Annotated in this window: 13 protein-coding genes; 5 read left to right on the forward strand and 8 right to left on the reverse strand. The window is 42.0% G+C overall.

Annotation, left to right across the window (positions count from 1 at the left end; all coding sequences use genetic code 11):
- Positions 1-45: 45 nt before the first annotated feature.
- On the forward strand, positions 46-822 hold the full coding sequence (gene xni, locus SKA34_RS19090) for a flap endonuclease Xni (protein WP_006647153.1): 777 nt from the start codon (positions 46-48) through the stop codon (positions 820-822).
- Between the two features lie 75 nt (positions 823-897).
- Here xni and rlmM read toward each other — a convergent pair whose 3' ends face one another.
- Genes rlmM through SKA34_RS19110 form a run of 4 tightly spaced genes read right to left on the reverse strand, consistent with a single transcriptional unit; the run spans position 898 to position 3,957 of the window.
- Entirely contained in the window at positions 898-1,983 is a 1,086-nt protein-coding gene (rlmM, locus tag SKA34_RS19095; protein WP_006647154.1) for a 23S rRNA (cytidine(2498)-2'-O)-methyltransferase RlmM, read from the reverse strand.
- A gap of 10 nt (positions 1,984-1,993) precedes the next feature.
- The gene (locus tag SKA34_RS19100; RefSeq protein WP_039861008.1) at positions 1,994-2,353 is read right to left on the reverse strand and encodes a DUF423 domain-containing protein; all 360 of its coding nucleotides are present in this window, start codon (positions 2,351-2,353) and stop codon (positions 1,994-1,996) included.
- A 25-nt stretch (positions 2,354-2,378) separates the two neighbouring features.
- Positions 2,379-3,056: an alpha/beta family hydrolase gene (locus SKA34_RS19105; RefSeq protein ID WP_006647156.1), complete on the reverse strand. Its 678-nt coding sequence runs from the start codon at positions 3,054-3,056 to the stop codon at positions 2,379-2,381.
- The gene (locus SKA34_RS19110; protein WP_006647157.1) at positions 3,037-3,957 is read right to left on the reverse strand and encodes a transcriptional regulator GcvA; all 921 of its coding nucleotides are present in this window, start codon (positions 3,955-3,957) and stop codon (positions 3,037-3,039) included. Before SKA34_RS19110 ends, SKA34_RS19105 begins: the two co-directional genes overlap by 20 nt.
- 363 nt (positions 3,958-4,320) lie before the next feature.
- Between SKA34_RS19110 and csdA the strand changes: the two genes are divergently transcribed.
- Entirely contained in the window at positions 4,321-5,541 is a 1,221-nt protein-coding gene (csdA, locus tag SKA34_RS19115) for a cysteine desulfurase CsdA (protein ID WP_006647158.1), read from the forward strand.
- A gap of 23 nt (positions 5,542-5,564) precedes the next feature.
- The gene (csdE, locus tag SKA34_RS19120) at positions 5,565-5,999 is read left to right on the forward strand and encodes a cysteine desulfurase sulfur acceptor subunit CsdE (RefSeq protein WP_006647159.1); all 435 of its coding nucleotides are present in this window, start codon (positions 5,565-5,567) and stop codon (positions 5,997-5,999) included.
- A gap of 76 nt (positions 6,000-6,075) precedes the next feature.
- Here csdE and SKA34_RS19125 read toward each other — a convergent pair whose 3' ends face one another.
- The 3 genes from SKA34_RS19125 to mltA all read right to left on the reverse strand — a co-directional run bounded on the left by SKA34_RS19125 (position 6,076) and on the right by mltA (position 9,581).
- Complete coding sequence (locus SKA34_RS19125; RefSeq protein ID WP_006643914.1) at positions 6,076-7,398, reverse strand: IS4-like element ISPhsp1 family transposase; 1,323 nt, start codon at positions 7,396-7,398, stop codon at positions 6,076-6,078.
- Between the two features lie 121 nt (positions 7,399-7,519).
- Entirely contained in the window at positions 7,520-8,329 is an 810-nt protein-coding gene (gene tcdA, locus SKA34_RS19130; RefSeq protein ID WP_006647160.1) for a tRNA cyclic N6-threonylcarbamoyladenosine(37) synthase TcdA, read from the reverse strand.
- Between the two features lie 121 nt (positions 8,330-8,450).
- Positions 8,451-9,581, reverse strand: coding sequence for a murein transglycosylase A (gene mltA / locus SKA34_RS19135; RefSeq protein WP_006647161.1), 1,131 nt, complete (start codon positions 9,579-9,581; stop codon positions 8,451-8,453).
- 294 nt (positions 9,582-9,875) lie between these two features.
- Here mltA and SKA34_RS19140 point away from each other — a divergent pair, with 294 nt between their 5' ends.
- Positions 9,876-10,091, forward strand: a complete 216-nt coding sequence (locus tag SKA34_RS19140; RefSeq protein WP_006647162.1) for a hypothetical protein — start codon at positions 9,876-9,878, stop codon at positions 10,089-10,091.
- Here SKA34_RS19140 and SKA34_RS19145 read toward each other — a convergent pair.
- Positions 10,088-10,498, reverse strand: coding sequence for a DUF2850 domain-containing protein (locus SKA34_RS19145; RefSeq protein WP_006647163.1), 411 nt, complete (start codon positions 10,496-10,498; stop codon positions 10,088-10,090). The genes SKA34_RS19140 and SKA34_RS19145 overlap by 4 nt on opposite strands.
- A gap of 171 nt (positions 10,499-10,669) precedes the next feature.
- Here SKA34_RS19145 and argA point away from each other — a divergent pair.
- The coding region (gene argA / locus SKA34_RS19150; RefSeq protein ID WP_006647164.1) for an amino-acid N-acetyltransferase at positions 10,670-11,415 on the forward strand (746 nt) is incomplete at its 3' end.

Raw genomic sequence — 11,415 nt, forward strand, 5'->3', positions numbered from 1 at the left:
AATAAGGGGCTTTAGTGCTCCTTTTTATTTACAAAGAACTTGTTTATGGCTATCCACCTTGTTGTTATTGACGCTCTTAATCTCATTCGTCGTGTTCATGCGGCTCGTCCTGGTGAACCTGATGTAAAAGCGACAGCAGATACCTGTTGTCGAGCACTGAAAAAAATCATTAAGATCAGCCAACCAACCCATATTGTAGCTGTATTCGATCATAATGGTGATGATCGAGGCTGGCGAGCAGAGCTTCTTCCTCACTACAAAGAAGGAAGAAAACCCATGCCTGATGAGCTCATGACGGGGATGGATATTATTCAAGATGCCTTTATGGAGATAGGCATTGACTCACTGCTCTCTGACGGTGATGAAGCCGATGATCTCGTCGCTACCCTTGCGCTTAAAGTCGCCTCTCGTGGTGAGCAAGTAACCATCATTTCAACGGATAAAGGTTACTGCCAGTTGTTACAACCGACACTGCGCATTCGTGATTACTTCCAAGAGCGCTGGCTCGATAGTGCTTTTATTGAAAAGGAATATGGCGTAGCACCAGATAAGCTAACGGATTATTGGGGGCTTGCTGGGATAAGTTCGAGTAAGATTCCTGGTATTGCAGGTATCGGCCCTAAAGCCGCTGTAGAGTTACTCAGCCAATACCCAACGTTAGAAACTATTTTGGCTGCAGATGATCTGCCTGCTAAATGGCAAAAGAAAATCACAGGTCATCATGAGGTAGCATTAGCTAGCAAAGCCGTTTCAAGTTTAAAAACCGATTTAGAGCTAGGTTTTAACCTGCAAGATATTCGTTACATCACGCCAAAAGCCTAAGAGATTCTCGATACAAAAATGCCACTGCAATACAGTGGCATTTTTTAATTAACCTATCTCGGTTATCTCTTTCACTTAGTGTGGAGAGCGTGTATCTAGACGCTGAATGTGAACCGTAATTTCTTCGCGATCATGGTATAAATGCTTCGCTTGAAGCTTAAACTTTACACCATTCTGAATAAGGAAAACTTTCAGATTTTCAATATCTTGAAGCACTTCATCATAACGACCTTTCATCGGTAATTTTAAGTTAAAGATCGCTTCTTTTGCCCACGCTTTAATTAACCACTCACCCATTAAGTGAGCAACTCGCGCTGGCTTTTCAATCATGTCACAAACAATCCACGTAACGTTCTTACGCGCTGGCTCAAATTTAAAACCATCAACTGCATGGTATTTAACTTGGCCTGTATCCATCAAACTTTGTGCCATTGTACCGTTATCAATCGCGTGAACGAACATCGAGCGTTTCACTAACTGATATGTCCAACCACCAGGACAAGCACCTAAATCAACACCCCACATACCTGGCGCTAAACGCTCATCCCACTCGTGGCGAGGAATAAATACGTGAAATGCTTCTTCTAATTTCAACGTTGAGCGACTTGGCGCATCTGCTGGGAATTTTAAGCGTGGAATGCCCATAAAGAACTGTGAGTTATTCGAGCTGTAAGAATAACCTACGAAACAACAACCCGGTGCAACGAAACATACATGTAGCACAGGTTTTTTGCTGTTATCTTTCGTATAAAGAACTTCACGCTTGCGCATAGCTTGACGTAGTGGCACCGTAAATTTACGACAGAATTTTAATAATTCTTTCGCTTCATTGGTATCTGGTGTTTCAACACGAAGATCACCACAGCGTGGGAACTCATCATCAATCGCTTCTAAGATCGGAGAAATACGATCATCAGCCGGTAAATCCGTTAACATCTGCGATGCCGAAAACATTTGACGTGCAAAAATTAACTGTGAAAATGGTTGTAGCTGAATAAATTTATCCGCATCACCAGCTTGATAAAATTCAAATAAGACATAACCTGAATTGTTTTTTACCCGAGGGAAACCAAACAATTCCAGCGTATTTGCTTTGTCTTGAACTTCACCCGCACATTCTTTTTCAAAGCCAGGACGACAATACAATAAAACATGATTCACGTTGGAACCCTCAAGCTGAACGCCAGGCTGCTACTGCAAGCATTACCCAGCCAATAATAAAACATACTCCGCCCATCGGTGTGATGGGACCAAACCACTTAATATCTGTTAATGCCAATGCATATAAACTGCCACTAAAACAGATTATACCAAGGGTGAAAAACAGAGCGGCGTATGATACAGCTTTTGACGAAAAAAAGCGTGTCAATATTCCACAACCCAATAATGCGAATGTATGCCACGCTTGATATTGTACGCCAGTCTTAAATACATCGAGTAAATAAGGCGATAAGTGCTGCTTTAAACCGTGTGCAGCAAATGCTCCTAGCCCCACCGTTAATGCACCACTCATTGCCGCGATAAAGAGCATCCAACGAGTGCGGTTTTGTAATGGTTCAGTCACAACAGCACTCCTTAATAAACCGCGCTAATCGCTCAATAGTGGTAGCTATATTGCTCGCTTCCGTAAAACCTGAGGCTTTTCGCGGTTTAAAACTATGATCACCGTCAGGAAGAAACGCAATCTCTACATTGGGAGAAAACGCCCATTGTGCTATTTCTGCTTTAGTACCAAACGTGTCTCGCTCACCTTGTAGGATCAATGTTGGAACCGAAATCGACGCCAAATGATCACCGCGAAAATTTTCAGGTTTCCCTGGAGGGTGAAAAGGAAAACCTAAACACACTACGCCTTTCACTTTCTCTGCGCAGTTTTCTACATCAGGGCTTTGAGCTGCAATCTCTGTTGCCATAATACTCGACATTCTACCGCCCATTGATTTGCCGCCAATGAATAACGAACTGCCAGCAAAGGTTTCAATATGACGTTGAAAATCAATCAAGAGTTTTGGTTGGCGATCAGGCGGGCGCTTTTTACCATCTTCAGCAAGTTTAACCATATAAGGAAAATTAAACCGTACCACCCGAATATCATACAAGGCTAAACCTTCAGCGACTGCCGTCATAAAGGTATGATCCATTCCCGCCCCTGCACCATGCGCAAACAGAAATGTTGCTACAGCGGTACCTGATTTAGGTTCGTTAATTATGTATTCACTGGCTAAGTTCGACATCAGGCATATCCTCTTGTTCACGACGTGCTTTGGCTAACACCCAATCTCTAAATATTTGAATTCGCCCAGTATCAGCTTGGCGCTCTTGGCAAACAAAATAGAAAGCGTTTTTACTGACTAACACTTCATCAAATGGACACACCAAGCGCCCAGCTTCTAATTCTGGTTGCGCTAATACATTATTTCCCAGCGCGATTCCCTGACCATGAGCTGCAGCTTGTAGCACCATGGTTGAATGACTGAAAATAGGTCCTTGGTTAACGTTAACCCCTTGCAAGTCATAATGACGAACATAATTCTTCCACTCTTTTCGAGAAGTATCGTGTAACAAGGTGTGTAGTTTTAAATCATCTAATGTGCGCAGCGGTTTCGTCCCTGTCAGCAGCATTGGCGAACAAACAGGCATCATGAACTCTTGATACAATTTATCGGCACGTAGACCTGACCAATTACCTCGACCATAATAAATCGCCACATCGACATCATCTGTGAGCGATCCTTCATCCAAATCGACCGCCTTAATGCGCACATCAATATCAGGATGTTGTTCATTAAAATCAGTTAAACGTGGCACCAACCATTGGATGGCAAAACTAGGAGGTAAACTAATGGTTAATGCGCCTTTAGCACCACGTTCCAGGACCTTATCAGTAGCATCTGATATCGCTGAAAAGATATCTTTAATATCGAGAAAGTAGCCCTGTCCTTCCTCTGTTAGCAATAGGGAACGATTACGACGACGGAATAACTTTAAGCCTAGAAATTCTTCTAACGCTTTAATTTGATGACTAACTGCGGCTTGAGTAACAAATAATTCTTCAGCTGCACGAGTAAAACTCAAGTGTCTTGCTGCCGCCTCAAACACCTTCAATGAGTTGAGCGGAGGTAAACGTCTAGACATACTTTTCTCGATTATTTAATACATTAGTTTTTTTAATCCTGAACATTATAAATTGTCCATTGTTCAACTACTAGAGAAACCCTATTATCTGCCACACAATATTGATTTAATCCTCTGTTTTTGCCCTCAGGCCAACCAGCTTAATCAATATTGTGTGTTGTGTTTGCATATTATCCGAATCCTTTCGGACGGATGGAATAACTATCCTTTATTTCCTGTATTTTTGACTATCCAGTCAAAGCTATTTTTAGCACTGCGCCCCAACGCAGTGCTATTTTTTTATCAATATAAAGCCATCAATACTTGCTCTCAGCCTTATTTATTAGCATGATCCTTCGTTCAACCTTAGCTATGTGAACAACCATGACCACTCAATTTGATATATCAACTATTTTGGCTCAATTTCCTGCCTTGCAACACACAGATGGTGAATTACCGCCAGTGTACCTAGACAGCGCAGCAACCGCACAAAAGCCAGCCGTGGTTATTGATACAATCACTGAGTACTATCGTGGTTATAATGCCAATGTGCATCGAGGCAGTCATAGCCTCACAGCAAATGCGACGCTGCGTTTTGAACAAGCAAGAGAAACTGTGCAACACTTCATCGGCGCAGCGCACAGCAAAGAAATTATTTGGACACGTGGCGCCACAGAAGCATTAAATTTAATTGCTCAAACTTATGCCCGCGCAAATCTAACTGCGGGAGATGAAATTCTCGTCAGTGAATTAGAGCATCACGCCAATATCGTGCCATGGCAAATGATAGCGGCAGAAACCGGTGCACGCGTCATTAAAATCCCAATGCGCGATGACTGTACTTTAGATCTTGATGCGTTTTATTCGCTCTTATCTGATAAAACAAAAATAGTTGCAGTAGCCCACATTACCAATGTAACGGGTACCCGTAACCCAATTGAAGAAATCATTCACGCAGCTCACCAGCACAACGCAATCGCAGTGATTGATGGCGCACAAGGTATTGCTCATGAAGATATCGATGTCACTGCACTTGATGCTGACTTCTATGTTTTCTCAGGCCATAAAATATATGCTCCTGCTGGTATTGGCGTTCTTTATGGCAAACAAACACTTCTAGAAGCAATGCCACCTTGGCACGGTGGCGGTAAAATGGTTGAAAAAGTTTCTTTTCAAGGCACTACCTTCGCCGCACTACCGGGTAAATTTGAAGCTGGCACCCCAAATGTAGCAGGATGTTTAGCGTTAGCCACAGCAATTAATTGGCTCAAGCAATTGGATAGACAAGGCGCTGAAGCACATATTGAAAACTTGCGCCACAAAGCCATTAAAGGTATTAAAAATATTGATGGTTTACGTATTATAGGATTACAGCCAAAAGCAAGTTTATTCTCTTTTGTAGTTGATGGGGTGCATCATCAAGATATTGCGACCCTATTAGATCAACAAAATATCGCGCTGCGTGCTGGTCATCACTGCGCACATCCCATGCTTGATGCACTAGGCTTAACAGGAACATTACGCGTATCATTAGCGCTTTATAACACCGAACAAGATGTAGAGCGCTTTATTGCAGCACTACACAAAGCTTGTGATTTACTTTAATGCGGTTATCTGGATTGAATACTATGACTGAACTTACACTTCCCCATCACCCTTTCGGCACCGACATTACAGACACAGACATTGTGGCTCAAATGCAAAGCGCTTCGGGCTGGGAAGATCGCTACCGTACTGTCATTCAGTTAGGTAAAAAACTGCCTGAAATGGCAGAAGATGATAAAGATGAGCAGTTAAAAGTCAGTGGTTGTGAATCGCAGGTCTGGCTTCGCCACCAGCAAATTGGTGAGCACTTTTATTTTCAAGCTGATTCTGACGCGCGTATTGTTCGCGGCTTAATAACACTCGTACTTGCCGCTTATCACGGTAAAACGCGTACAGAGATCGGTGAATTTGATATTGATGGCTACTTTGATTCACTCGGTTTAATTGCTCATTTAAGTCCGTCTCGTGGCAATGGATTAAAAGCGATTGTCGAACAAATAAAACAACTCGCGCACTGAACAATATTTATCAGTCCCAGAAAAATACAACAACAAAAAAGGCAGATCATATGATCTAATGCCGTTCGGATAAGCATCATCGTTTATACCTAAACGGATACTTGGATGGCACAAACAGGACTGAACGTGGAAACGTTCGGTCCTTTCTTTTATCTGGAAGAATAAAGTGGCTCACGGCCTCACGCATTTGCTTGAGCTTCGCTGGGAGTGTTCCATCTGGACTTAATGCTAACCACCTAAGCTGGTTGTCAATGAGGTTAATTGCTGCCGTAAAACTCACTCGAGTCGGCTTCACATCTGCATCTGCGGCTATCTGTACCATTTCTAGTCGCACTAAGTTATATGCTAGCAACACCCCCCAGAGTTCTTGTTTTACTCCAGATGGGAACCGACTCCTCAGGGTAACTTCGCTTTGCAACTGAGTTTGTTTTATCTCACCAAAGCCTTCTTCTATCTCCCAACGCTGCCAGTAGATACGCAGTAGCTCTTCGAGTGGGTATTGATTTGGGTCTACCAAAGAGGTAATAAAACCTTCAATTTCACCCGCAGGATCTTTGTACAGTATAAGCCTTGCTTGCCAGGTGTCAGGCAGCTCAGAGTTCTTCTTTCTCGCCTGCGGCGATATTGGCATCTCGATGAGCATGTCGTTGTGAGCGTATTCCTCAAGAACTTCATAACGAAGCTTACGCTTTATTGGTGTTAACCAGTGACTGTTAGTTGCCGCTTTTTGCCAGTTAATTAGTAAATCTGCAGAGAAATAGCAACGGTCGAATAAGGTTAGTGAATTACAGGGAACATCTGTTAGCAGGCGATGCGCTAATGTCGCTTCACCAACATTGCACGCATCAAACGATGCGCCCAGCATCATGCGAGTTTCAGCAGCCATCAGTCCAACTAATCGAAGCTGAGGGTAAGGTTTGTAGCTCTTAGAAATGAAGCCAAATGATTCAGCATTTTCTTCTGAGTCAGGACATCGAAAAGTCGTACCGTCGACAGCAAGAACATTGAGTTTTAGGACGCTGTTTAGCTGAAGTGCATCGGCTTTCCATGCCGAAATAGCTGTCTTAAAAAGTGCGGCTAAGGGAGCCTCATCCAATCGACGTCGACTGTCCGTGAGAACACTAGGCGCAACTCTAGACCAACTATTCTCTGGTTGAGGTTGAAGAGCTAAGTCTAGAGAGCTGCATACTTCCTTGATAGATTTGTTGCGTTGCAAACCCATCCAAATGACGAGCCATACGGCTTGTTGAGCTGGTAATCGGCGACGCCGAATACTTGCTTTGTTAGTATTATGAAGAGCCTGTTCAATCCATTCCATCTCAATAGCATTGACAACAGACTCATAGTTACTACTATTTTCTATCGTTTCATGCGCTTGGTTTAACTCATCAAATAACATATAAAAATCCCTACCAACAAAAGTTGGTAGGGATTATCACGCGATCTTAGGATCGTTCAAGTACCTTAAACGATCGGCATTAGATCATATGATCTGCCTTTTTCATTTAACCATCTATCGATTACTGTTTATGTTTCTCGATAAGCTTACGCAATATTTGTGATACCGCGACAAAACCAAACGTTGCAGTCACAACAGTTGCCGCGCCAAAACCACTCGCGCAATCCATACGCTTAGGTCCTTCAGCTGTCGCTTTTACTACACAAACAGAGCCGTCGGCTTGTGGGTACTTCAGTTGCTCAGTTGAAAATACGCAATCAATACCAAACTTACGTTTTGGGTTTTTAGGGAAGTTATGATGACGACGCAAGGTATCACGTAACTTCTTCGCCAATGGATCTTGAATTGTCTTTGTCAAATCAGCGATCTGAATTTGCGTTGGATCCATTTGACCGCCAGCACCACCTGTGGTGATCACCTTAATTTTATTACTTTTACAGTATGACAACAGTGCCGCTTTTGGCTTCATACTATCTATCGCATCGAGCACGTAATCAAAATCTTTTGATAAGTATTCAGCTTGATTTTCAGGCGTAATGAAATCATCAATCAGATTCACTTTACACTCAGGATTGATTAAATGAATACGCTCAGCCATCACTTCAATTTTGCTTTTACCTACCGTCCCTGTCATGGCATGAATTTGACGATTAATATTAGTCACACACACATCATCCATATCAATCAGGGTAAGCTCACCAATACCTGAACGTGCCAACGCTTCTGCTGCCCATGAACCAACACCACCAATACCAATCACACACACATGTGCAGCACGAAGAATGTCTACTTCACTATTACCGTATAAACGACGTGTGCCGCCAAAACGTTGGTTATAACTGTCGGATGCTGGGGTATCAAGTTCACGCATAGTATTTCTTCACTGATCTGATGGATAAAGAAAGAGTGCGTTTTTATACGCACTCTTAATAGAATTGTCCAGTTGTTAACATGGTGCCCATTAGGCGATCATGATATCTAACGTGACAAGATTATGGTTTTAGCCAAGGATCTTGTGTTGCTGTATTTTTTAAGCCTAAGCGCCATACACGGCCAAAGTGTTTATAGTGACCCGCATCAGTACCCGCTTGTTTTCCCATACCATGGTAAAGATCTAAGTGGTTTTTCTTTACAGCACCACCGGTATCTAACGCCAATAATAAACGTAATACATGCTTACCCGTCCAATTACCTTGCGCATCAAGCTCTGGTACTTCAGCTAATAGCGCCGAGCCCATTGGAATATATTTTCGATCTGCCGCTACAGCAGCATTAGCAAGCAACGGAATACCCGCGCTGCCTTTAACATCTAACGTTTTCGTCGGTTTAAAGAAAACAAATGATGGATTTTGCTCTAACAGTTCACGTACTTCAGTATCACTATGGGTTGATACCCACTCTTGAATGGCTTTTAGTGACATTTTTTCTTTTGGCACTTCACCACGATCAATCAATACTCGACCAATACTCACATAACGGTGACCATTTTTACCGTTATAACCAAAGTATTCTAATTGATCATTGTCTTCATAATGCACAAAGCCACTGCCTTGCACCTCCATCATAAAGATATCTAACATGGATTTACTATAACCAAGCTCTAAGCCTTTACCTTTTAACGCACCGTTGTAAATTTCAGCACGTGATGGGCAACGACCTTGGCATTTTGGCATCGCGTAGACAGGATAGCGGAACGTTGCGTTCGGCGTATGGCGTAGTTCAATAACTGGCGAATAATAACCAGTAAACATCACATTACCTTTATTATCACCACCACCCATTTGCGCAGCTTCAATGTCATAATTAGCCAACGTACTCGGATCACCACCAGCACTGATCCACTTTTCTAGCTTGTTATATAATGGGCCATATTTACGGGCCATTGATGGAGATCGGGTTACTACCATTTCAGCTTGAGGAGCGAAGGTTGTGTAATCTCGCTGCTTATCTGACTTAATGGTTGAAACACGATTTAATACATGTGAAAAATAGTTACCAAGATATTGGTGAGCTAATGGATTTTTTTGAATAGCGGTCTGTTCATTGGTTGGTTGTGCATCGTTATTCGACGCACAACCAACTAAACCAAACATAATAATAGCGATTGCTGCTTTACGTAACACGATAAATAAGCCTATAAAATTTTAAAATGCAAGATACAGCTAATATGGTAGATATATGTGAATGAGGGCAATAGTAGCAAATCAATAACAACATAACGCAATAATCTTAAGTCATATTTGTATCTAAATGTCATTGTAGTGTTTGCATTTTCACTCAACGAATATAGATATTTATAATATTGACAACCCCCAGTGTCATATTATTGACACATACAAACGATTTAATAAAATCGTAATAAAAAGTAAACAACATACAAAATAATAAGAACAACGCACTCATAAGGATATAAAGAGATGCAATCACCACTTAAAGTTGGCAAAGATACCTTGTTAGATCCCAATGCTATTGAATACCAATGGATCAGAAATTTAACTAGCGAAGGAGTCCCTCAACACCAAATTAACCACGTGATCCAACATTGTCTCGGCGGTACACCACAGATAGCTGATCTCTTGAGACAAATCGCACTCAAGCAAAGTTCCATTCATGAGCTATTAAAACAGCTCTAATCGAGTAGTAACGGTGTGTGTACAAATGTAGAAATGTAATGTGCAGGCTGCTGACGAATAAAGTTGTTCTTATGATAAAGATAAGAGTAATGCTGTTCACCTAATTGATAGCTCAATGTTTGGCCATCCCAGCAATACTGTGTCGTTACTAGCCGCCCATCACGATAAATACCCAGTGGACGAACTTCAAAACTTTCTGCTGCATATTGCGCGACATCACGCTCTTTCCAATAGCCATAGATATCTACAGATGCTGGGGGCTTTAACCAAGAAGATAAGGCTGTTTTTGATACAAACAGGCCAGTTAGCGCTAAACCACCAACCAATAGAAAGATCAAAATAATCGTTTGTGAATGTTTTGTCATCAGATGAGAAGTACTGACTTTAGATGATTGTACTTTATCCAATTACTACCTCCACAAAAGCCACTAATAAAATTTAATCTAACAGATTATTCGCAATGTTAATTTTAAATCACTGATATAACATCTTTGTAAATACTATCACTTAAATACTGTACAAATTGACAAATTAATTTACTTTATCCATATAACTTTTTTGTACATGGATGTCAGATAGTGAAAAGACGTAGTACACCGCTGGTTAAAGGATTCAGGCAATCAGCTCCTTACCTAAATGCGCATGTTGGGAAAACCATGGTGATCATGGTTGGTGGAGAGGCATTTGCCGATCCCAACTTCGATAATATCGTCAATGATATCGCACTACTTAATAGCCTAGGCATTCAAATCGTTATTGTCTACGGTGCTCGCCCACAAATCAGTACATTACTGGCAGAGCAAGATTGTCATTCTCCTTATCATAAAGGGATCCGTATTACCGATGAACGAGCATTAGAAATTGCCAAACAAGCAGCGGGACAACTTCAGTTAGATATTACTGCTCGCTTTTCAATGGGGATCCATAATACTCCAATGGCTGGCGCGCAGATTAATATCATTAGTGGTAACTTTATTATCGCCCAACCTCTCGGTGTCGATGACGGCATAGATTATTGGCATAGTGGAAAAATTCGTCGTATTGATACCGATGCAATTAAACGTCAGTTAGATCAAGGCTCAATTGTACTACTCGGCCCTATTGCGAGTTCAGTAACAGGAGAATGCTTTAACCTCACCTCTGAAGAGGTCGCCACCCAAGTGGCTATTCGCTTAAAAGCCGACAAACTTATTGGTTTCTGCTCAGAGCTGGGGGTCGTTGGCGACAACAATGAAATTATCTCTGAATTACTGCCAAACGAAGCCGATCATATCCATCAAAAGCTTGTCGCACAGCGAGCGCAAGACTGTGGTACCGGGCGTTT

Origin of the sequence: Photobacterium sp. SKA34 (genome assembly GCF_000153325.1) — a bacterium.
Lineage (GTDB): Bacteria > Pseudomonadota > Gammaproteobacteria > Enterobacterales > Vibrionaceae > Photobacterium.

Coding starts and splice junctions, on each gene's coding strand:
- SKA34_RS19110 (WP_006647157.1), bottom strand. CDS start 3,957: ATGTCTAGACGTTTACCTCCGCTCAACTCATTGAAGGTGTTTGAGGCG.
- SKA34_RS19105 (WP_006647156.1), bottom strand. CDS start 3,056: ATGTCGAACTTAGCCAGTGAATACATAATTAACGAACCTAAATCAGGT.
- csdE (WP_006647159.1), top strand. CDS start 5,565: ATGACTGAACTTACACTTCCCCATCACCCTTTCGGCACCGACATTACA.
- xni (WP_006647153.1), top strand. CDS start 46: ATGGCTATCCACCTTGTTGTTATTGACGCTCTTAATCTCATTCGTCGT.
- tcdA (WP_006647160.1), bottom strand. CDS start 8,329: ATGCGTGAACTTGATACCCCAGCATCCGACAGTTATAACCAACGTTTT.
- SKA34_RS19100 (WP_039861008.1), bottom strand. CDS start 2,353: ATGCTCTTTATCGCGGCAATGAGTGGTGCATTAACGGTGGGGCTAGGA.
- SKA34_RS19125 (WP_006643914.1), bottom strand. CDS start 7,398: ATGTTATTTGATGAGTTAAACCAAGCGCATGAAACGATAGAAAATAGT.
- csdA (WP_006647158.1), top strand. CDS start 4,321: ATGACCACTCAATTTGATATATCAACTATTTTGGCTCAATTTCCTGCC.
- SKA34_RS19140 (WP_006647162.1), top strand. CDS start 9,876: ATGCAATCACCACTTAAAGTTGGCAAAGATACCTTGTTAGATCCCAAT.